Here is a 21,049-nt window from a genome sequence, read left to right as displayed (position 1 = left end):
TCAAGTGGGAATTCGGGTTCTGGTATTGGGTGCGCAGGGGCAGCTGGGTTACGTGTTGGGGCAACACGCCAAACCCGCCCTGATGGAAACCATGAGCGATTGCGTGTGCTACGGGCGTGACAAAGTGGATTTCACTCAGCCCGAACAAATTGTGGCTGCCTTGAAAGACGTTCGCCCCGATGTGGTGATTAACGCTGCGGCTTACACCGCGGTGGAAAAAGCCGAGCAGGAGCCGCAACTGGCCAGCCAGATCAATGGCAAAGCTGTGGGTGTACTGGCCGAGCAATGTAAAAAGCAGGGCGCCGTGCTGGTGCACTACAGCACCGACTACGTGTTTGATGGCACCGCCAATCGCCCCTACCAAGAAAACGACCCCATCAACCCTTTGAGTGTGTACGGTCGAAGCAAGGCCGAAGGTGAGCAGTATTTACAGGAAGTCGGCGGCAATTGGCTGGTGTTTCGAACCGGGTGGGTGTACGCCCAACGGGGCGGCAATTTCTGCAAAACCATGATCAAGCTGGCCCAGCAGCGGCCTGAATTGAAGGTGGTCAATGACCAGCGCGGCGCACCCACACCCGCTGCATGGCTGGCCGAACTTGGCCTGACCGTGGCCGGCGTGGTTGCACAAAGCCGTTACCGGGCCTTGGGGAAACTGGCCCCGACCTTTTTACCCGACTACCCTGCTGAAGTGCCTGCAGGCGAGATTTTTCACGCCAGCGCGGCGGGCGAAACCACCTGGCATGAGTACGCCACACTGGCGCTTGAACTGGCCGTGAAGAAGGGCTTGGTGGCCAACATGCCCGCGGTTTTACCTGTGCCTACCAGTTCAATGAACTTTGCGGCAGCGAGGCCCGCTTATTCGGTGTTGGACAACGCCAAGTTGCGCGAAGCTTTCCGTGTGAATCCGCCGGACTGGGCCAAGGGAGTGCGGAATTTGCTGGCGACGCTGGAGGCGGGGCAGTTGTAGAAGCTGCTGTTGTGCAAAGGTCGCCGTCTATTCCGCCTGTGCGGGGGCGTCTTATCCGGCTGTGCGGGGGCGTTTTATTCGGCTGTGCAGAGGTTGCGGTCTATTCCGGCTGTGCAGCCACTGGCGCTTGGTCTGCCCGAAAAGACGCTGCTTCAGCCTCTGGCTTTGGAAGCCCGAGCGACAACTCGCCCCAGAAACTGGGGCTCAGACAAGTCGCAGGTCGGGCATGTTCCAAAGCTGCGAGCCTTTCGCAGCGGGCAGACCTTGAATCGCGCTGCATGGCATACCCAACCGGAAAGACTCAACTGATCGCACATCGCACATCGCACATCGCACATCGCACAGGGCTGTTGCTTCGCCCAGGCCTAAAGCGCCACCCGCTGATCGGCACTCGCGGAAATGGATTGCCTGCGCAAGCAGGCCCGGAAGACGCCATTGCGTTTCCGGATTCCATTTCAAGAGGGCTTAAGATCAGCTGTCAGGGGTGGTGCAGCCGGGCGAAGAAACTGACTTGGGCGATGTTTAGTGTGGCTGCAGCCGGGCGAAGAAACTGACTTGGGCGATGTTTAGAAGCGCAGTAGCGGAGTGAAGAAACTGACCTGAGCGATGTTTAGGAATAATGCAGCCGGGTGATGTTAAGCATGATGATCTAAACAAGCTTGAGCATTAAGGTCATTGGATCGATCGGCGAAACCTGAAATCAGTAATTCAAGTAAAAGGCCTTTGCGGATTCATCAATTGCGTGAACCAACATGGCTCGGACGCCGACGTTTTGAGCGACCGATTTGCAACGCAAAACAGCATCCTGAAGCATGGCTGCACCGAGTTTCTGACCTTTGAAATTCAGATCGACCGCCAGCCTGCCAAGTACCATGACCGGGATCGGATCAGGCATGTTGCGACGTATATTGGAAGTGCTCGCCGAGTGCGAAACGGCGCCAGCAGCGAGTGCATAGTAAGCGCAAACAACACTCTCACCATCAAGCAATACAAAAGTTCGACTTGCGCCTGATTTTTGATTCTGAAGCGCCTTGCGACGCAGCCATTCATCGAGTGAAGAAACCCCGCATGCGAAATTCGAGGTTTGATGTAATTCAGTGAGGGGCAGGGGCGGCCGAAAACCCGCTTTCAAGATCTATTGACCTTCCATGGGGGTTGAACCGTGAGCAATTTTTCCAGACCTGGATTGTATTCGGTCGCAGTGTCTAGCAGTTCCAGAAATTGAGTGAACTGCCCTTCGTTGATTTGAAAGTACACCTGATCAAGCAAAATAGATTGAGCGCGTTCGCAGGCCGCTTCCAGCATGAAATCGGATCGATTTTTACCGAGCAATTTCGCGGCTTGATCGATCAAATCCCGCTGGTTTGGCTCAGCACGTATATTGATGGCTGCGTCGCGCATTTGGTTCATGTGTATCTGGTAGATATACAACAATATCGGGTCGTCATGCGGTTGTCAAATGAATCATGACGTAACTTCAGCGACGGTAATCGGTAAGTTTGGCCGCATCTAGTCAAGAATCGCACACCGCACATCGCACAGGGCGGTTGCTTCGCCCAGGCCTAAAGCGCCACCCGCTGATCGGCACTCGCGGAAATGGATTGCCTGAGCAAGCAGGCCCGGAAGACGCCATTGCGTTTCCGGATTCCATTTCAAGAGGGCTTAAGATCAGCTGTCAGGGGTGGTGCAGCCGGGCGAAGAAACTGACTTGGGCGATGCTAAAGCTCGGTTGCAGTTGCGTTCAATGAATCCGCAATACTGTCACTTTCACCGACGCCCACGCCCCACCCATCACCAACGCCAACCACACCGAAAACAACCCCAGCGCGGTCAATCCCGCTGGCTGCTGAAACCCGAATTGCTTGTCGAACTGGCGAATGAACTGACCCACTGCGTCGTCGGCCAAGCCCATGGCGCTGCTGACGAAAAAGTACGCCAGTGCGAAGGCCACCACAGCCAGGCTGACTGACCACCACAGGGTGGGGCGGCCCACTTCGGTGTCTGTGGCACCCAGCGATTTAAGCACGTGCACCTCCGCCTGATTGCGGATCAATTGAAGCCGCACGGTGTTGAAAGTGACAATGAGCACCATGCCGGCAATCAGGATGCCCAATGCCATGGCGATGAGGCGTGCACCACTGAGTACCGATTGCAACCTGCGTACCCACTGCGCGTCGTATTGCACGTGTTCAACACCCTTGAATTTTTGCCACTGCGCAATTTTGTTTTCGATGGCTTGCGTGTCGGTTTTGCTACCTACGTCCAGCACGACAACCACGGTGTAGGGCAGGGGGTTTTCGGGCAGGCTGGCGGCCAGGTCGGGCGTTTGGCTTTGCGTGCGCAATTTGGCCAAGGCTTCTTCGGGCGTGACCACGGTGACGCTGCTGAGGTCAAAGTCGCGCTTCAAGCGGGTGGCGGCTTCGTCCACGGATTCTTTGGTGGCGTCGGGCTTGAAGTACAGGCTGATCTCGGGGTCGCCAACCCAGCGGTCCATGGAGGGGATGATGGCGCTCAGGCCCTGTGCCACGCTCCAGGGCATGGCCAGTGCAACCGCCAGTACAAGCGCGTTGAAGAAATGTCCGAATGGTTCGTCCAGCCAGAGTTTCAGCCCGGCGGTCATTGAAAACCATTGCAATCGTAACCAGCGCATTGTGTTTAAGCTCCGTAAGCCTTGTTGATGAATTCTTGCGAGAACGCCTGAACGCCCGGCTCGGCGCGTGTGCCGTCTTCTGTGAGGGTGGGCAGAACCTCCCCTTCGGCCAGGCGAAGGCGGTGGGTCACGCGGTTGAATCGCGCGGCCTCGTGGGTGGCCACAATCACGGTGACGCCAGCGTGGTTGAACTCCTCCAGCAGGCCGACCACACGGGCGGCCGATTCGTCGTCCAGCTGTGCGGTGGGCTCGTCGGCCAGCACCAGTGAGGGGCGGTTGACCACTGCACGCGCAATCTGCAGGCGGAGCTGTTGCCCCCCAGACAATTCACTGGGCAGCATGCGGTCAGTGTGTGACAAACCGACACGCGCCAGCGCAGCCTTTACACGGCTTTGTACATCGTCTTCAGACAAACCTGCGATGCGCAGTGGCAGGGCCACGTTGTCAAAACAATTGCGGTTTTCAAGCAGATCGACGTCACCCCCGGTGTAACCGACTGAACGCCGGTAGTGCGCCCGTTCGCGCCGTGAAAGACGTGCGATGGAGCTACGGCCAATCAGGATGTCGCCGCTGGTGGGTTGCTCGAAGGTGGCCAGCAGCCGCAAAATTGAGCTTTTGCCGGCGCCAGAGTGGCCTTCCAACAGGGTGAAAGACCCTTTGGGAAGCTGAAAGTTGACGCGTTTTAAGGCGTGGTGTTCACCAAAGCTGAGCGTGACGTTTTTGAACTGGATCATGGGTTGGACTCGATGCCGACCAGGGCGTTTGCAAATTCACGGGGGTTGAAGGGGCGCAGGTCTTCCAGCTTTTCGCCCACGCCGATGAAGGCCACGGGCACGCGGGTGCTCATGCTCATGGCGGCCAGAATGCCGCCTTTGGCGGTGCCGTCCAGCTTGGTGACCACCAGTGCGGTCAGGCCGAGGGCGTCGTTGAAGGCCTTGATCTGCTGCAGGGCGTTTTGTCCGTTGGTGGCGTCGACCACCAGCACGATTTCATGCGGCGCGTCGGTTTTGGCCTTGCCCACCACTTTTTTGACCTTTTTCAGTTCTTCCATCAGGTGGAGTTGCGTAGGCAGGCGGCCTGCGGTGTCGACGATGATGATGTGCGAGTGCCGCGCAATGGCCGATTGAACAGAATCAAACGCCACAGCGGCCGGGTCGGCGCCTTTGGCGGAAATGACATCCACATTGCTGCGCTGACCCCACACGTCCAGCTGTTCACGTGCGGCAGCGCGGAATGTGTCGCCCGCGGCCAGCAGCACGTTGTAGCCGATGTCGGCGTAATAGTTGGCAAGTTTGCCGATGCTGGTGGTTTTGCCGGCGCCATTGACGCCGACCACCATCATGACCAGGGGGCGGGCGCGGTCGACGCCCATGCTGGTTTCCAGCGGGCGAAGCAAATCAAAAATGGCGTCGCGCAGCGCAAGCTGCACGCCCTCGGCGGTGGTGATGCTTTTTTGGTAAACGGCGTCGCGCACTTTTTGCATCAACAGCTCGGTGGCGGGCAGGCCGCAGTCGGCCAGCAGAAGGCGCTCTTCGAGTTCTTCAAACAGGCTTTCATCGACCTTGCGGCCGGTAAAAATAGAGGTGAAGCCGGAACGGGTCTTGGTGAGGCCTGATTTCAGGCGGCCCAGCCAGTCCTGTCTTTGCCCTGGGATCTGCATTGAAAAAACTCCGAGTAGAAATGCTTGGGTGAACCAAAATGCAAGAATGGTGGTCACACGCCTTGACCGAACGCCAAAGCATTCTACCATTGGCGAGGTCCCAAATTTTCGCAGCACATAGGTGGTTTAAGGCAATGAAAAACACGAATCGACGTCTTTCTGGTCCCGGTGTGTGGTCGCGCTGCGTGCGTGGCGTGCAAGTGGTGGCAATGGTGGCTGTGTGTGCACTGGGTGCAACGCAGGTGCAGGCCGCCGATGGCGACATCACACAGTACAAGTTGTCAAACGGTTTGCGTTTGGTGGTGAAGGAAGACCACCGCGCACCCACCGTGGCCCACATGGTGTGGTACAAAATCGGCGCCATTGATGAATTCAACGGCACCACCGGGGTGTCGCACGCGCTGGAACACATGATGTTCAAGGGCACCAAGAAGCTGAAGCCCGGCGATTTTTCCAAAATTGTGGCGGGCTTGGGCGGCCAGGAAAACGCGTTCACCAGCCGCGATTACACCGCCTATTTTCAACAGATTCAGGCCAAAAACCTCAAGCGCATGATGGAGCTGGAAGCCGACCGCATGCACAATCTGCAGGTGTTGCCCGCTGAGTTCAAGAAAGAAATTCAGGTGGTGATGGAAGAGCGCCGCATGCGCACCGAAGACCAGGCTCAGGCCAAGCTGTACGAGGCTTTTTTGGCCACTGCCTTTGAAGCCAACCCGGCCCGTCGGCCTGTGATAGGCTGGATGAACGACCTTGAACACATGACCGCCAGCGACGTGGCCAACTGGTACCACACCTGGTACGAGCCCAACAACGCCGTCGTAGTGGTTGCCGGTGACGTCAACCCCGCGCAGGTCAAAAAGTGGGCTGACGAAACCTATGGGCAGATCAAGGCGGGCACGCTGCCAGACCGCAAGCCCCAAGTGGAGCCAAAGCAGGAAGGCGTACGCCGAGTGGAAGTGCGTGCGCCCGCCGAAAACCCCTACGTGTTGATCGGGTTCAAAGTGCCCAAGCTGGAAGATGTTGCCAAAGACCGCGACCCTTACGCCTTGGACGTGCTGGCGGCGGTGCTCGATGGCTACTCTGGCGCACGCCTGAACAAAAGCCTGGTGCAGGGCACACAGGAAGCGGTCAGTGTGGGTGCCAGTTACGACATGACAGGCCGAGGCCCTTCGCTGTTTTACCTCGAAGGCACGCCCGCCAAGGGCAAAACCGTGGATCAGCTTGAGAAAGACCTGTTGGCCCAAGTCAAGAAAGTGGCAGACGACGGCATTTCAGAGCAAGAGCTGGAGCGCGTAAAAAGCCAGCTGATGGCTGGCCAAGTGTACAAGCGCGATTCTGTATTCGGCCAGGCCATGGAAATCGGCCAGACGCTGACACTGGGTTTCAAGGTTGAAGACATTGACCGCATGATCGACCAGATGAAAACCGTGACCCGCGCCGAGGTGCAAGACGTTGCCAAGCGGTACTTTGACACCGCCCAAATGACAGTGGGCACTTTGTACCCCTTGCCAATTGACCCCAACAAAAAGCAGGCACCCGCACCCAGCGGCATGTTGCATTGATTGTCAGCAGTAACAAGAGATGGTGAAGACAATGTTGAAACAAAGAAATACAGTGGTGACCGCGCTGTTCGGGCTTGCCCTGATGGCCTTTGCCGGGGCTGCCAACGCCACCCTGCCCATTCAAACCTGGAAAACCGACAGTGGTGCCAAGGTGATGTTCATGCGCACCGAGGCCTTGCCCATGCTCGACGTGCGCGTTGATTTTCCGGCCGGTAGCCGCAACGACCCCGCTGGCAAGGAGGGTTTGGCCTCAGTCGTGAGTGACATGCTGGGCCGTGGTGCCAAGGGCATGAGCGAAGACCAGATTGCCGACGGTTTTGCCGACACCGGTGCCAATTTCGGCAGCGACGCCGGCGTGGATTACGCAGGCTTTCAGCTTCGCACACTGACCGCACAGCCGCAGTTTGACAAGTCGATTGCGTTGTTTGAAAAGGTCATGCAGCAACCTGAATTCAAAGACGACATCCTTAAGCGCGAGTTGTCGCGTTCCGTGTCGGACTTGAAGGAAGAATTGACCAAGCCTGGGCCACTGGCGTCTCGCGCCTTCATGCAGGCGATGTACCCCAAGCACCCATACGGCACGCCAGTGACCGAAGCCAGCCTGAATGCCATCACCTTGAAGGACGTGCAGGACTTTTACCAAAACCGCTACCTCGTGAAATACGCGGTGGTGTCGATGGTGGGCAACCTGACCCGCGAACAGGCCGAGAAACTGGCCAACCAGCTGACGGCCAATTTGCCGCAAGGCACCTTGACCAGCAACCCGCTGGGCGGCGAAGACTACGAGGCCCTGCAGGCGCAAGAACAGGGCAAGCTGATCCACATTGACCACCCGGCCGAACAAAGCCACATTTTGGTTGGGTTGCCTGCCATGCGCCGGGGTACGCCCGATTACTTCGACCTGCTGGTGGCCAACCATGTGATCGGTGGCGGTGGTTTTGTGTCTCGGCTGATGAACGAAATTCGCGAAAAGCGCGGCCTGGCCTACAGCGTGTACAGCTACTTCATGCCGCTGGGCGACGCGGGCCCTTACCAGGTGGGCATGCAGACCCGTCGCGACAAAACCCATGAAGCGCTGGGCCTTTTGAACAGCACGCTGGACAATTTCATTCAGAACGGACCCACGCAGGCCGAGCTGGACGCCGCCAAGAAAAACCTGATTGGCGGATTCCCGCTGCGCATCGACAGCAATTCCGACCTGGTGGCGAATTTGTCCATGATGGGCATCTACAACATGCCTTTGAACTTTTTGGACACCTGGACCAGCAACATCCAGAAGGTGACAGTGCAAAGCGCCCGCGAGGCTTTTGCTCGCCACGTGAAGAAAGACAAGCTGGTGACCGTGGTGGTGGGCGGGCAGCCTTGAGCAAAGCTTCTGGTGGCCCGAGTGGACAACTCCGGATTGTCGGCGGGGCCTGGCGGCGCAATGTGCTGCCTGTGGCCCCTGTAGAGGGCCTGCGGCCCACGCCCGACCGGGTGCGTGAGACCCTGTTCAACTGGCTGGGGCAAGACTGCACCGGCTGGCGTGTGCTGGATGCCTTTGCCGGCACGGGTGCGCTTGGGTTTGAAGCGGCTTCGCGTGGGGCCGCTGAGGTGCTGTTTGTCGAGCAAAACCGCAAGGCAATCGATTTTTTAAACAGCAACCGCAGCACCCTGCTTGGCCGCTGGCAGGGCGACTGGGGCCCCAAGCCTGTGTTGACTGTGCGGCAGGGCGAGGCCTGCGCCACCCTGGGCGCATTAAAGCCTGCTGCGCCTTTCGACCTGATTGCCCTTGATCCGCCATTTGGCACTGACCTGTTGCACCGCTGTTTGCCGGCCTTGGGCAGCTTGGCCGGCCCTTCAACCCTGATTTACATCGAGTGGGGCGAAAGCCTGACTGGTTTTGAGTCAGATTTGGGCAATAAGGCTGCACTACACAATATTGCCCTGTTGCGGCAATTAAAAGCCGGTAAGGTGCACGCGCATTTGTTCGGTTCGGCCACAGTGTGATACAACTCGGGTTATTGAAAACAGGCATCAAGAACCGGAGAACCACCATGAAAATCGCCGTGTACCCTGGCACATTCGACCCGCTGACTCGTGGCCACGAGGACCTGGTTCGCCGCGGCGCAAAAATTTTCGACAAACTGGTTGTAGGCGTGGCTGACAGCCCCAACAAAAAGCCGTTTTTCAAGATGGATGAGCGCGTCAAGATCGCCAGCGAAGTGCTTTCCCATTACCCTAACGTTGAAGTCAAAGGTTTCAAGGGCTTGCTGAAAGACTTTGTACGCGCCAACGAGGCCAGCGTCATCATCCGCGGCCTTCGTGCCGTCAGCGACTTTGAATACGAGTTTCAAATGGCAGGCATGAACCGCTATTTGCTGCCCGACGTTGAAACCATGTTCTTGACCCCATCTGACCAATACCAGTTCATCTCCGGCACAATCGTGCGTGAAATTGCCTCCTTGGGCGGCGATGTCAGCAAATTTGTGTTTCCGTCGGTTGAGCAGTGGTTGCACGACCGCTTGGGTACGCCCCTGTCGAAAGACAGCAACGCAGCCTGAATACGCCATGGCACTGATCATCACCGACGAATGCATCAACTGTGATGTCTGTGAGCCGGAATGCCCCAACGGCGCGATCGCCATGGGCGAAGAGATTTACGAGATCGACCCGGGCAAATGCACCGAGTGCGTTGGGCATTTTGATGAACCTCAGTGCGTGGTGGTCTGCCCGGTGGAGTGCATTCCCAAAGACCCAGCCCATCCTGAAAACAACGACCAGCTTCTGGCCAAGTTTTTCAGGTTGCACCCCGACAAAACCCCCTACAAACCCGGCGATGCCCCCACGGCTTGAACGGCAGGCAAACCAGCCTTGACCGGGCACAGCACCAAGGGGCTGCCTGCGGCATCTTCCACGTGGTTTACCACTTCAAACCAACTGCCGTTCCAGGCCCATACGGGTTTGTCATGTCGATATTGCGTGTCACCCGCTTTGCAATTCAGGCTGCGCACCTGCGCCTCTGCAGGTTGAGAATCCACGGTTTGAGGCGCTGCCGGGGTGATTAGCACCAGTTTTTGCTCAGGTTCGTACTTCAGGTTGAAGGCCCAGGCGCTGGCCTGGTCGGCGGTGTAGGTCCACTCCGCCTGATGCACATCCCAAGCCTGATTGGGCAGTCCACCCTCCGCCTTGGCAATGGCCAGGGCTGCCTGATGTGAATCAGGCGCGTCGTCACGTCGAAGGTAGGATTTGAAGTCTTGCAGCCGCACTTTCACAATCGGATACCCCTCCAGGGCCAACAGTTGGCTGGTCAGGTTGCCGCTCCAGGGAAAGCCCGCCCACTGACCGTTGGCTTGAATCGCCACTTGGTCGAGTTCAAGCCCAGTGCCACCTGTCTGGCCGCCGATCCGTGGATAGGCCTTCAAGGTGATATACAAAGCCCGCCCGCTGGCCTTGTTGCCCAGCAAGCGCAGGGCGGCATTCAATTCGGCGGGGTGACTTGGGTTGCCGGGTTGCAGGTTCAGCGAAAATTGATCGATGAAGGCTTGCATGCTGCTTGCCTCATCCGGTTTGTTCAGTTCCAGACTGGCTTGTTGCACCCGTATGGCGGGCACCACTGCAGCCACGTCGCTGCCATGGGTGTTTATCCAGCGGCTCAGCAGACCAAGCGCGGCAAAGGGGGTGCGTGGTACGCAGTCGCGCGGGTTGAGTGTGCAATCCGCCTGTCGGCCTGTTTGCAGGGTGAGGCGCTTCAATGTGATTTCTTCGGGCACCCATTGCCACTGGGTCAGGCTTTTCCAGCCGTTGATGCTGGCGCTGAGCAAATCGACACGGGTGGATTCATCGAACTGATCGGCTTTGACAGACAGACCTGTCACCATCAGTTTGGGGTGCAAATTCAGCGCGAGAACCACGTGTTCTGCGTTGAGGTGCAGGTCAGGGTGTTCAGCCTGGATGGCGTCCAGGCGGGGTTGCCAGATGAACCGTGGTACCACCACACCGTGGCTGGCAATGGCCCCCAGCACCACAAGTACCAGAATCGTGAGGCAAACTCGGCTTGTTTTTGAAGTCATGCATCCGAGTTTGCCGCAATTTTGGCTGTGTGGCTACACGTTGAACAGGAAGTTCATGACGTCGCCGTCCTGAACCACGTATTCCTTGCCTTCAGCGCGCATTTTTCCGGCCTCTTTGGCGCCGTTTTCGCCTTTGAATTTCACATAGTCTTCATAGGCGATGGTTTGTGCGCGAATAAAGCCGCGTTCAAAGTCGGTGTGGATGACACCAGCCGCTTTGGGGGCGGTGTCGCCGATGTGAATGGTCCACGCCCGCACTTCTTTCACGCCCGCGGTGAAGTAGGTCTGCAGGCCCAGCAGCTTGAAGCCGGCTCGGATCACGCGATTCAAGCCGGGTTCTGTCATGCCAATGCTTTCCAGAAATTCCATCTTGTCGGCGTCATCAAGGTCGGCAATTTCCGCCTCAATAGCGGCGCAAACTGCCACAACAGGGGCATTTTGCTTGTTGGCGTACTCGGTTAGGCGCTCAACCAGCGGGTTGTTCTCAAACCCGTCTTCAGCCACGTTGGCCACATACATGGCGGGCTTGGCAGTGATCAGGCCAAAGCTTTTGATCGCAAACAGGTCTTCTTCGCTCAGGCCGAGCGCACGCACGGGTTTGGCTTCGTTCAGGTGGGCCTCGCATTGCTGCAGAATGCCCAGCAGCTTTGCCGCTTCTTTGTCATTGCCTGCACGCGCTTGTTTGGCATAGCGATGCACTGCTTTTTCAACCGTGCCCAGGTCAGCCAGGCACAGCTCGGTTTCGATGGTTTCAATGTCGGCGATGGGATCGACCTTGCCGTTGACGTGCACCACATTGTCGTCTTCAAAACAGCGCACCACGTTCACGATGGCGTCGGTTTCCCGAATGTGTGACAAAAACTGGTTGCCCAAGCCCTCGCCCTTGGAGGCCCCGGCCACCAGACCCGCTATGTCCACAAACTCAACGGTGGCGGGCATGATGCGCTCGGGCTTTACGATTTCAGCCAGCTTGTCCAAACGGTCGTCGGGTACTTCCACGATGCCCACGTTGGGTTCGATGGTGCAGAAGGGATAGTTTTCAGCCGCAATACCCGCCTTGGTGAGCGCGTTGAACAGGGTGGATTTACCGACGTTGGGAAGGCCAACGATGCCGCATTTGAGTGTCATAGGAAGAAAGTGCTTGTGAATTCAACGAAATAGGCTGAATTGTAACCCTTCTGCGCTTGTCGCTAGACGTCAAAGTGTGGATGCTTTAGCCAATTCTCAAATTCTTCAGCCAAGGCATTGCTCCGCTGGATGGCTTCTCGCCAGTGTTGAATGCGCAGGTCGTGATTCTCACCATACCGCTTGAAGTCGCTGCGGTCTGGAATTTTTCGACCGGGCAAACTGTTCACGAATTCGGCACTGGGGCACAGCAGAACAACATTGCTCATCCAGTCCGGGTTGGCTTTGCGCGTTTTCAGGAATTTGTCGAGCCAGCCAGGGGTTACGGTGTTTGAGAAATGCGGGTACAGCACCAGGCCATTGACGCGATGATAGGGAAGGGCAAGGTGATAGTCCGTCAAGCCTCCGTCCCAGAAAGGACCTTCCAGTGCGGGTTGGTCAGGCTGCGCAGCGGGAATGGTCTGCACCGGGTTAAGCACAAATGGAATGCTTCCAGAGGCCAGCAGGCTTGCTTGCAGGTTGCCTTCATTGAGCGCATGCATTTGCAGTGGAATGCGGTCAAAGGGCTTGGTCAGCCAACCGAGTTCGTCGGGCTGTGTGGCCAATACATGGCGCTCAAAATAGTGGGCAAGTGTGTTGCGGCCGATGCTGTTTGCCACCACTGCGGCGGCAAAGCCCCGCTTTCTGGCCAAAGGGGGCCTTGTGGGGTGTGGGTGCGGTTTGTGGAGCGGTTGCAAACCCTTGTTGACCCACACCACCAGGTTCTTGTGCGTCGGTTTGCCCATGCTGCTCAAGTGCGGCGCAGTCAGGTTCTCAACCATGCGCATGCAGGTTTCAGTGATCGAATCCCGATCGACCCCTTTGGGATAGCGCTGCGCTTCACAGTACTGGTTTGCCAGTTCGTTCAAGGCATTGGATGGGTTTGAACTGGCTGCTGCAGCCATGCGCCACGCGCCAATGGAAGCGCCAATCAACTGCAGGGCTGGAAGGCCATTTTTCACCCTTTCAGCCAGGGTGTCATTTGTCAACCAATGGTTGAATAGAAAGTGATCAAGTCCTTGCAGGATCAGGCCTTTGGGCCCGCCTGCTGCGCCTGGTATGGCAGCAATGTCGGCTGCTTTCAATCCGTTGGCTCGAATGTGCGCCTTGGCCTTGGGGCCGGCAATAATCCTGAGGTGCTTAAGCGGCATTGCCCGCCTCACCTTTGGCTGGGGTCTGCCGCGCTTTCCAGGCCTTGTCGACTTCAGTGTGTACGCGGGTGGTCGCCATGGCGATATTGCCCTGAAGCATCAGTGGTGTGTTTTTCAACAGAATTTCGATGCAGTCTGCGATCTGGTTTTGATGGTCTGCGCTGGGCCGGTGCAGCACAAAATCGGCCACGCCCTGATTCAATCCCAGCGAGCGCGGATGCCCTATTCCGATACGAGCCCGCCAAAAATCAGGCGTTCCGAGTTTGGCCGAAATGTCTTTCAGACCATTGTGGCCAGCGTTGCCACCGCCTTTCTTGATTTTCAGTTGGCCGGGAAGGACATCCAGTTCGTCGTGGGCCACCAGAATTTCATCGGGCAAGATTTTGAAGAAGCTGGCCACGGCCAGCACGGCCTGCCCCGACCGGTTCATGTAGGTCGTTGGCATCAGTATCCACAAGTCTTCGCCTTGAACCTTGACCCGTGCAAGATCGCCAAAAAAGCGGCTTTCGTGTTTGAACTGTGCGCCCAAATCCTGCGCCAGCGCCTCGGTGTACCAAGCCCCCGCATTGTGACGGGTGTCTACATATTCAGGGCCGGGGTTGCACAAGCCAACAATCAGGCGGATCGGTTTTTGGGCGGGCATAAGGTGTTGCGACTGCTGGGTAAAACGGCATTTTAGCCCGACAAGGGCGCAGGACATAAAAAAAGCCGCTCGGTGTGAGCGGCTTTTTGAGTTGCTGAACGAGCAGTTGCTTAGTCGTTGGCAGCTTCGGCAGCCTTGGCGGCTGCATTTTTGATTTTAACGGTAACCAGTGAGGCGTCTTGCTGGCCGTGTTCAGGAATTGAAACACCTTCAGGCAGCGCAACGTCTGACACGTGGATAGAACGCTTGGTGATGTCGAGAATGCCACAATCCACTTTGACGAATTCAGGCAGGTCTTTGGGCAAGCAGACCAATTCGATCTGGTTGGCCACGAAGGTGACCTGACCACCGTGCAGTTTCACGGCGGGTGATTCCTGGTGTCCGAAGTAGTGCAGAGGCACTGCCATGTGGATCGGTACGTTTTCGTCAACGCGCTGGAAGTCGATGTGCAGGATTTGTTGCTTGTAAGGGTGGGCCTGTACGTCACGCAACAGCACTTTTTCGGCTTTGCCGTCAATTTCCAGTGTAAGCACTGAAGAATGGAACAGTTCCTTTTTCAGTGAGTGCCACAGCGGGTTGTGCTCGATGCTGATAGCCTGGGCTTCTTTGTCGAAACCATACACAATGCCAGGTACCTGACCGGCACGACGCAGGCGGCGGCTCGCTCCGGAACCCTGCTCTGTGCGGGATGTTGCTACTACTTTCATAAAAATCTCCTTGTTTGGGCTTACCGCGACCAGCTTGCCCGGCTGTGTGACACTTAAGGGTGGCCACACGCGACCCGAAAAATTCGATCAGTCGATAAACAGCGAGCTGACAGAGTCTGAACGCACAATGCGGCGAATGGTTTCGGCCAGCAGTTCGGCCACGCTGAGAACGCGCACGGTTTTGCTGTTCAGGCCTTCTTCGCTCAGCGGAATGGTGTCGGTGACGACCAGTTCATCAAGCGCGGATTCTTCAACACGCTGGATGGCGCCGCCGGACAGCACGGGGTGGGTACAGTAGGCCACCACTTTTTTGGCGCCGTTTTCTTTCAGTGCGGCAGCCGCTTTGCACAGCGTGTTGGCGGTGTCGACCATGTCGTCCATGATGACGCAGGTGCGGTCTTTGACATCGCCGATGATGTTCATGACTTCAGCCACGTTGGCGCGGGGGCGACGCTTGTCGATGATGGCCAGGTCGCAATCAAGGCGCTTGGCCAGGGCACGGGCGCGAACCACGCCGCCTACGTCGGGTGATACCACCATCAGGTTTTCAAAGTTCTGTTTCCAGACGTCGCTGAGCAAAACAGGCGACGCGTAGATGTTGTCCACAGGAATGTCGAAGAAACCCTGAATTTGATCGGCGTGAAGATCCATGGTCAGCACGCGGTCTACGCCGACCACTTGCAGCATGTTGGCAACCACTTTGGCGGTAATGGCCACGCGGGAAGAACGCACGCGACGGTCTTGGCGGGCATAACCGAAGTAAGGAATGGCGGCTGTGATGCGTCCGGCTGAAGCGCGCTTCAGGGCGTCAATCATGACCATCATTTCCATCAGGTTGTCATTGGTGGGGGCGCAGGTGGACTGAAGAACGAACACGTCTTTGCCGCGCACGTTTTCATTGATCTCAACCATGACTTCGCCATCGGAGAATCGGCCAACGGTGGCCTTGCCCAATGGAATGTTCAGGTGTTTGGCAACGGCTTCACCGAGTGCTGGAATTGCATTGCCGGTGAAGACCATCAAGCTGTCGTGTGCCATCGTCTGCCTCGAAGTGCTGATTTGCGTAGATCAATAAAAAAAAGGGCCAACCTGTGGCTGGCCCTTTGGTATTTGGCAGGGGAGGAAGGACTCGAACCCTCGCATGCCGGAATCAAAATCCGGTGCCTTAACCAACTTGGCGACTCCCCTAAAACTTGGGCTAGGTGTACTACCCACTCGACATGATCTGGCAGACAAACAATTGACCTGAGAGCACACCCGTTTGGGCAGCTGCGGCCTGTTTGGCTAAGGTGGCTGAATCTTGGGATTCAAACACGGCAAACATTGCGGAGCCAGACCCGGACATTCTGACCAGTGGTGAGCCAACGGTTCTACAGGTTTGTGAAAACACTGCAAACTGCTGTTTCCATTCAGGTAGAAGCTTTTCAACCACTGCCTGCATGGCGTTGCGGGTGTGGCTGTTTAGCCAGTTCCACAACTCACCTTCAACCGAACGCCTCGAATCGAAGACCGCCATTTTGACGCTAGTCGCGTTTCGTGTCAATTCTGAATCTGAAAATATTTTGGCAGTGGGGCACGATTGTGGGGGTTTGTAGACCAAAAGCCACAGGGCAGGCACTTGCAGGGGGGTGATTTCTTCGCCAATGCCTTCGACGAACGCAGGCATGCCATTCAGAAAAAAGGGCACATCCGCCCCAAGTGCCAAGGCCAGGTCAGCCAGCATTTGATCGTTCAGCGGATTGCCGAAGTGTGCTTGCAGTAGCTTAAGTACAGTGGCTGCGTCGCTGCTGCCCCCACCCAGGCCCGCCTGCTCGGGAATGCGTTTGGTGACTTTCAGCATCACCCGCCAGTTGGACGGCTCTCCCAAAGCGGCGAAAAATGCACGCACTGCACGCGCTGTCAGGTCGATGTGTTCAGGCAGGGCGGCCAGCGGCCCTTCACGTTCAATCAGCAATCCGTCAGGGCTGGGGCTCAGTTCAATTTCAACCTCGTCACACAGGCCGATGGGGCAGAACAGGCTTTCCAGCAGATGATAACCGTCGGCTCGCCGGCCTGTGATGTGCAAAAACAGATTGATTTTGGCTGGGGCCGATGCCCGCAGCCGGGTTGTCGCCGTGGTCACGGGTTTTGTGGAATCAGGTCGATGCGGCCTGTGGTGTCTTTTTCAACAAACACCACGCGGTAGCGGCCATTGTTGACCTCCCAGGTCCAATTGGGTGGAAGCTGGGGCAGGTTGATGGCGTTGGGGTTGTTCATCCATTGAATGAGTGCATCGGCTGGCAGTTTGACCGGAAACATCAGGTCAAACAGGGATTGCCAGTCTTGTGCAAGGTAAACACGCCCGTCAGCCGCACGAACTTCGTAAAAGTCGCCGGTGCGTTTGGCCGTGCCCAAAGTGGGGCCAAGGGTTGAATTGACTTCCAGAAACGCCAGTTCCTGATTGTGCGTGTTGGCCGCTGGCAAGGCACGCCATTCGTAAGTGCCCGAAATGGAGTCGCCTTCTTCTTTGCCGTTGTGGTCGATTGTTTTCCAGACCAGTCCGAAGCGGCCTTTGTGGCAACTGGCCAGCTTGGATGTGCAATCAATGCTGTCTGCCGCGTTTTTGCTGAACGTGCTGCAGGCTGATAGCACCAGCAACAGACCGCTGCAGGCGATCAGGGCAAAAAGTCTAAAAAATGGCGTGTGCCTTGCATTCATGAGTGGATGTAAGCTGTTCAGAGTGATTGTTTTGCCGGAAACTGCGTTTTCAGTTTGTCAGCCAATTGTTGCGCTTCTGCCTTTTTACCCGATTTCAGCAGAACCTGAACCAGGTGTGTGCCAATTTCTTGATCGGAGCGAATACTCAATGCCTTTTTCAGGGTCTCCTCCGCCTCGGCGTTGCGACCCAACTTGAAATAGACCCAACCCAAGGAGTCCAGAATAAAAGGGTCATTGGGCGACAGCGAATTGGCTTTCTGGATCAGTTCAAGCGCTTCGTCCAGCCGGATGCCATGGTCTGCAAAGGTGTAACCCAGGGCGTTGTAACCATTGGCACTGTCCGGCTTGACGGCGATCAGGCGACGCAGGTATTTCTCAACCGCAACAAGATCGTCCTGACGCTCTGCCACCATGGAACGTTCGTACAAAAGGTCGGGCTGGTCGGGGTAGGTGCTCAGGCCCTTGTCCAGAATGGTTTCCGAGGTTTTGGGTTGCTTCTGTTTTTCGGCCAGTTGTGATCGGGCCAGAATGATCCGCACCCCTTCGTCGTCGTCTTGGGGCTGGTAGTCGTCCAGCACCTTCATGGCTTGTGGCATCTTGCCCGATTGCTCAAGAATCAGTGACTTGCGCAGCTGAAGATCAATGTTTTCAGCAGCGTCTGGGGCTTTGTCGATCCAGCGCAGCGCGCCTTTGTAATCCTTGTCGTCCAGGGCCAGCCCGGACAAGGTGAGGTATATCAGCGGCTCATTCTGGATTTGATCAGCCGGCATTTTCTTGAGATAGGTCTGGAAGTATTTTTCAGCCCCACGACGTTCATGCAATTTGGACAGCACAAAGCCTTGGCTGGAATACAGGGCGTAGTTGTCGGGTTGCATCTGTATGAGTTGGTCAAACACGGTTTTTGCATTCGGCCAGTCGGCCGCCTGCGTGTAGGTGCGTGCCAGATAAAGACGGGCGGCAAACCACTTGGGGTGCTGCGCAGTTTGTGCGGTTAGCAAGGCAATGGCCGCGTTGGAATTGCCGTCGCGCTTTTCAAGGTACTGAGCCAGCAGCACATAGTAGTTTTCAGCGGGTTTGACCTTGATGGCCTGCTCGATGTGTGCGACCGCTTGAGGATAGTGGTCCGTTGAATAAGCCAGTTGTGACAGCAGGTTTTGGTTGTTGTCGTTGGTGGGGTCGTCCCCCAGCAACTTCAGGCCCGTGTTGTAAGCCTTGTCTTTGTCTGGAATGCGCAAAAGCAGTTCAAGCGTCACTTTGTCTGGTGTGACACCGGAAATGCCGGGGTGCTGTTCTTCCAGTTTGCGCAAGTCAGCCACATAGTCTTTCAGCGCGGGCATGGCTTCGTCCACCCGGTTGGTGCTGAGTTGAAGCAAAAGCACGGAACGTTTGGCCTGCGGGTCTGTGGGCGCGAGGGTGTACCAGGTTTGTGCCGCGCTCAGAGACAATTCCGGGTCGTTGTCATTCAGGCTCAGTTCGACTGCCCGCTTGGCGAGATCGGCTCTTTTCAGGGCTTTGGCCGCTTCGGTGTAGGCAATGACAGCAGAATAATTGTCACCGCGTTGGGCGGCCAGTTCTGCCGCCAGCAGTGCAAACATGGGGTCTTTGGCCACCATGGACTGAATTTGGGCTTTGTATTCGCCCTGGGTGACGGGTTTCTTGGCGCTGGATTGCCCGGGGGGTGGCTGGGCTGACTCGGGCTTTTTGCCCTGTGTGCTGGCACAGCCAGACAGCGCCACGGTGATGGCCAGGCCCAGAAGTGCTGCACTGCGATTGCTTGAAAAATTCATTGTTGTAAAACCCAAAGAGAATGCGGCAGACTGCTCAAGTTATTTCTATCATATTAAAGTACCGCGTGCGCGCTTGACGCACCCCGTCCACAATTCGCCTTTACTATGCCTGAATTACCTGAAGTTGAGATCACCAGAAGAGGCGTTGAACAGCGTTTTCTGGGCAGCCGCCTGATGACTTGCACTGTGCGGCAACCTGCCTTGAGATGGCCCGTTCCGCCAGAAGTTCAACGGTGCGAGGGGCAGATATTGAAGAAGGTCTGGCGACGGTCCAAGTACTTGATCGCGGAGTTCGGACGTGATGCCTTGGTGATTCACCTGGGCATGTCCGGGTCGCTGAAAATCGTAGACCCTGCCGAGCCTTGGGCCACGCACGATCACATCGAGTGGCGTTTTGAAAATGCCTGTCTGCGCTACAACGACCCGCGTCGCTTCGGCAGTGTGGAATGGGTGGATACGCAGCAGGGTGATCGGTGGATCGGGGTCTACACCCGATTTGCGAAACTCGGCCCGGAGCCCTTTTCAGAAGCATTCACGGTGGACAGCTTTTACCGGGACACGCGCGGAAAATCATTGAGCATCAAGGCCTTGTTGCTTTCGGGCGCAGCCGTCGTGGGTGTGGGCAATATCTACGCCTGTGAGGCGCTGTTTCGCAGCCGGATTCGACCAGGCAAAGCGGCTGGTCGTTTGACCCGAAATGACGTGACCCGTCTGCATCAGGCCGTGCGTGAGGTGCTGGGCGAAGCCATCTCCAGAGGTGGGTCCACTTTGCGAAACTTTCAGGCCATTGATGGTGAATTGGGGCACTTTCAATTGCATTGCGACGTGTATGGCCGTGAGGGTGAGCCCTGCAAGCAATGCGGGCAGGCCGTTCGCAGGCGTGTCATGGCTCAAAGAAGCACTTTCTATTGTTTGAATTGTCAACGATGAGCAGTCCGGAATCTCAAAGCGTGGCCGACACGCTGGTGCAGTGGCAAAAGGTGGCGGGGCGCCAGCATTTGCCTTGGCAAAACACGGGTGATGCCTATCGAGTGTGGCTCAGCGAGGTGATGCTTCAGCAAACTCAGGTGACCACCGTGCTGGGCTACTATGACCGCTTTTTGAAAGCCTTCTCAACGGTGACTGCACTGGCCCAGGCCTCTGAAGAGGAGGTCATGCAATTGTGGGCGGGTCTGGGGTATTACACGCGTGCCCGCAACCTGCACGCGTGTGCCCGTCAGGTGCTGACGCGTTTTGGGGGTGAGTTTCCCCGCGATGTGGCTGCCCTGGAAAGTTTGCCTGGCATTGGTCGATCGACAGCGGGTGCGATTGCCTCTTTGTCATGGGGGCTTGCCGCCCCCATCCTGGATGGCAATGTAAAGCGTGTGTATTGCCGCTTGTTTGGGGTGGAAGGCTACCCCGAGCAGACTGCCGTGAAACGCGAGCTGTGGGCCATTGCAGAGCGTGAGCTTGGCCGGCAGGCGCCGGGTGTGTACAACCAAGCTTTGATGGATTTGGGGGCCACGGTGTGCACGCCCAAAAACCCGAATTGCGCGAAGTGCCCCCTGATGAAGCGGTGCGTGGCTTTGAAGAAAGGCATGGTGGGCCAATTGCCTCAACCCAAGCCGAAAAAGCCCAGGCCAAGTCAATATTTCGTGGCATTGGCGGTGCGCAGCAAGCACGGCGAGGTGGGTTTGACTGCGCGGCAAGGCAAGGGAGTTTGGCGCGGGCTGTGGATGTGGCCGCATTTGAGTTTGGAGGGGGTTGACCAGGTGGTCGACTGGCCTGAATTGGCACCCTTGCTGCAGGAAATCGGTTTGCAAGCCGATGAGCGGCAGCAGGCTGAACTTGTTCGTCAGTTAAAGGCATTGAACCGGCAGGATTGGCTGGTCCACGAGTTGACGCACCGAAAGATGCATTTCAAGGTGCTGGCGCTTGATGGGGTGTCCGGGGGCGATCTGGTGGCTTTGTCTGACCGTGCTGTGCCTCGACTAGTCCACAAAATAATGGAGCAATTGGGCTGGACGTGA

The 21,049-nt window shown here is 56.9% G+C and carries 23 protein-coding genes and 1 tRNA gene; 9 read left to right on the top strand and 15 right to left on the bottom strand.

The window, feature by feature from the left end; genetic code table 11:
• Positions 1-4: 4 nt before the first annotated feature.
• The gene (gene rfbD / locus QQJ87_RS12785; RefSeq protein ID WP_284282192.1) at positions 5-967 is read left to right on the top strand and encodes a dTDP-4-dehydrorhamnose reductase; all 963 of its coding nucleotides are present in this window, start codon (positions 5-7) and stop codon (positions 965-967) included.
• Positions 968-1,245: 278 nt separating this feature from the next.
• Positions 1,246-1,521 (top strand): hypothetical protein, encoded by a 276-nt coding sequence (locus tag QQJ87_RS12780; RefSeq protein ID WP_284282189.1) that lies wholly within the window; start codon positions 1,246-1,248, stop codon positions 1,519-1,521.
• Between the two features lie 146 nt (positions 1,522-1,667).
• Here QQJ87_RS12780 and QQJ87_RS14640 read toward each other — a convergent pair whose 3' ends face one another.
• The 5 genes from QQJ87_RS14640 to ftsY all read right to left on the bottom strand — a co-directional run bounded on the left by QQJ87_RS14640 (position 1,668) and on the right by ftsY (position 5,277).
• The gene (locus tag QQJ87_RS14640; protein WP_348534583.1) at positions 1,668-1,862 is read right to left on the bottom strand and encodes a hypothetical protein; all 195 of its coding nucleotides are present in this window, start codon (positions 1,860-1,862) and stop codon (positions 1,668-1,670) included.
• Positions 1,863-2,095: 233 nt separating this feature from the next.
• Complete coding sequence (locus QQJ87_RS12770; RefSeq protein WP_329671653.1) at positions 2,096-2,377, bottom strand: type II toxin-antitoxin system TacA family antitoxin; 282 nt, start codon at positions 2,375-2,377, stop codon at positions 2,096-2,098.
• Between the two features lie 331 nt (positions 2,378-2,708).
• On the bottom strand, positions 2,709-3,617 hold the full coding sequence (locus QQJ87_RS12765) for a cell division protein FtsX (RefSeq protein WP_284282187.1): 909 nt from the start codon (positions 3,615-3,617) through the stop codon (positions 2,709-2,711).
• Positions 3,618-3,622: 5 nt separating this feature from the next.
• Positions 3,623-4,351, bottom strand: coding sequence for a cell division ATP-binding protein FtsE (locus QQJ87_RS12760; RefSeq protein ID WP_284282184.1), 729 nt, complete (start codon positions 4,349-4,351; stop codon positions 3,623-3,625).
• Positions 4,348-5,277: a signal recognition particle-docking protein FtsY gene (gene ftsY, locus QQJ87_RS12755; RefSeq protein WP_284282183.1), complete on the bottom strand. Its 930-nt coding sequence runs from the start codon at positions 5,275-5,277 to the stop codon at positions 4,348-4,350. Before ftsY ends, QQJ87_RS12760 begins: the two co-directional genes overlap by 4 nt.
• Positions 5,278-5,411: 134 nt before the next feature.
• Between ftsY and QQJ87_RS12750 the strand changes: the two genes are divergently transcribed.
• The 5 genes from QQJ87_RS12750 to QQJ87_RS12730 are packed head-to-tail and all read left to right on the top strand — an operon-like array spanning position 5,412 to position 9,674.
• Positions 5,412-6,839 (top strand): M16 family metallopeptidase, encoded by a 1,428-nt coding sequence (locus tag QQJ87_RS12750; protein ID WP_284282182.1) that lies wholly within the window; start codon positions 5,412-5,414, stop codon positions 6,837-6,839.
• Between the two features lie 31 nt (positions 6,840-6,870).
• On the top strand, positions 6,871-8,205 hold the full coding sequence (locus QQJ87_RS12745) for a M16 family metallopeptidase (protein WP_284282181.1): 1,335 nt from the start codon (positions 6,871-6,873) through the stop codon (positions 8,203-8,205).
• Entirely contained in the window at positions 8,202-8,828 is a 627-nt protein-coding gene (gene rsmD, locus QQJ87_RS12740; protein ID WP_284282179.1) for a 16S rRNA (guanine(966)-N(2))-methyltransferase RsmD, read from the top strand. Before QQJ87_RS12745 ends, rsmD begins: the two co-directional genes overlap by 4 nt.
• A 47-nt stretch (positions 8,829-8,875) precedes the next feature.
• Positions 8,876-9,382 carry a pantetheine-phosphate adenylyltransferase gene (coaD, locus tag QQJ87_RS12735; protein WP_284282175.1) on the top strand — a complete coding sequence of 169 codons (507 nt, stop codon included), beginning with the start codon at positions 8,876-8,878 and terminating at the stop codon, positions 9,380-9,382.
• A 7-nt stretch (positions 9,383-9,389) separates the two neighbouring features.
• A complete protein-coding gene (locus QQJ87_RS12730) occupies positions 9,390-9,674 on the top strand; it encodes a YfhL family 4Fe-4S dicluster ferredoxin (RefSeq protein ID WP_284282173.1) in 285 nt (94 codons plus the stop codon).
• On the opposite strand, the gene QQJ87_RS12725 is transcribed toward QQJ87_RS12730, so the two are convergent.
• From QQJ87_RS12725 to QQJ87_RS12680, 10 genes are all read right to left on the bottom strand, one after another.
• The gene (locus QQJ87_RS12725; RefSeq protein WP_284282171.1) at positions 9,644-10,891 is read right to left on the bottom strand and encodes a hypothetical protein; all 1,248 of its coding nucleotides are present in this window, start codon (positions 10,889-10,891) and stop codon (positions 9,644-9,646) included. The genes QQJ87_RS12730 and QQJ87_RS12725 overlap by 31 nt on opposite strands.
• Before the next feature lie 33 nt (positions 10,892-10,924).
• Positions 10,925-12,019 (bottom strand): redox-regulated ATPase YchF, encoded by a 1,095-nt coding sequence (gene ychF, locus QQJ87_RS12720; protein ID WP_284282169.1) that lies wholly within the window; start codon positions 12,017-12,019, stop codon positions 10,925-10,927.
• Positions 12,020-12,081: 62 nt separating this feature from the next.
• Positions 12,082-13,206, bottom strand: a complete 1,125-nt coding sequence (locus tag QQJ87_RS12715) for a patatin-like phospholipase family protein (protein ID WP_284282166.1) — start codon at positions 13,204-13,206, stop codon at positions 12,082-12,084.
• The gene (gene pth / locus QQJ87_RS12710) at positions 13,196-13,849 is read right to left on the bottom strand and encodes an aminoacyl-tRNA hydrolase (protein ID WP_284282164.1); all 654 of its coding nucleotides are present in this window, start codon (positions 13,847-13,849) and stop codon (positions 13,196-13,198) included. The genes QQJ87_RS12715 and pth overlap by 11 nt, the downstream gene beginning before the upstream one ends.
• Before the next feature lie 110 nt (positions 13,850-13,959).
• Positions 13,960-14,556 (bottom strand): 50S ribosomal protein L25/general stress protein Ctc, encoded by a 597-nt coding sequence (locus QQJ87_RS12705; protein ID WP_284282163.1) that lies wholly within the window; start codon positions 14,554-14,556, stop codon positions 13,960-13,962.
• Between the two features lie 87 nt (positions 14,557-14,643).
• Positions 14,644-15,594: a ribose-phosphate pyrophosphokinase gene (locus QQJ87_RS12700; RefSeq protein ID WP_284282161.1), complete on the bottom strand. Its 951-nt coding sequence runs from the start codon at positions 15,592-15,594 to the stop codon at positions 14,644-14,646.
• 73 nt (positions 15,595-15,667) lie between these two features.
• Positions 15,668-15,744: transfer RNA gene (locus QQJ87_RS12695), tRNA-Gln, on the bottom strand.
• A 19-nt stretch (positions 15,745-15,763) separates the two neighbouring features.
• Positions 15,764-16,678, bottom strand: a complete 915-nt coding sequence (gene ispE, locus QQJ87_RS12690) for a 4-(cytidine 5'-diphospho)-2-C-methyl-D-erythritol kinase (RefSeq protein ID WP_284282159.1) — start codon at positions 16,676-16,678, stop codon at positions 15,764-15,766.
• Positions 16,675-17,253 (bottom strand): LolA-like protein, encoded by a 579-nt coding sequence (locus QQJ87_RS12685; RefSeq protein ID WP_284282158.1) that lies wholly within the window; start codon positions 17,251-17,253, stop codon positions 16,675-16,677. Before QQJ87_RS12685 ends, ispE begins: the two co-directional genes overlap by 4 nt.
• 17 nt (positions 17,254-17,270) lie before the next feature.
• Positions 17,271-19,040 carry a tetratricopeptide repeat protein gene (locus QQJ87_RS12680; RefSeq protein ID WP_284282157.1) on the bottom strand — a complete coding sequence of 590 codons (1,770 nt, stop codon included), beginning with the start codon at positions 19,038-19,040 and terminating at the stop codon, positions 17,271-17,273.
• A gap of 105 nt (positions 19,041-19,145) precedes the next feature.
• On the opposite strand from QQJ87_RS12680, the gene mutM reads away from it, so the two are divergent.
• Positions 19,146-19,970, top strand: a complete 825-nt coding sequence (gene mutM / locus QQJ87_RS12675; protein WP_284282156.1) for a bifunctional DNA-formamidopyrimidine glycosylase/DNA-(apurinic or apyrimidinic site) lyase — start codon at positions 19,146-19,148, stop codon at positions 19,968-19,970.
• Positions 19,967-21,049 (top strand): A/G-specific adenine glycosylase, encoded by a 1,083-nt coding sequence (gene mutY, locus QQJ87_RS12670; protein WP_284282155.1) that lies wholly within the window; start codon positions 19,967-19,969, stop codon positions 21,047-21,049. Before mutM ends, mutY begins: the two co-directional genes overlap by 4 nt.

This window comes from Limnobacter litoralis (assembly GCF_030160455.1).
Classification (GTDB): Bacteria; Pseudomonadota; Gammaproteobacteria; order Burkholderiales; family Burkholderiaceae_B; genus Limnobacter; species Limnobacter litoralis.
The sequence above is the reverse complement of the archived record's forward strand: the minus strand, read 5'-3'. Positions and strand labels throughout refer to the sequence as shown.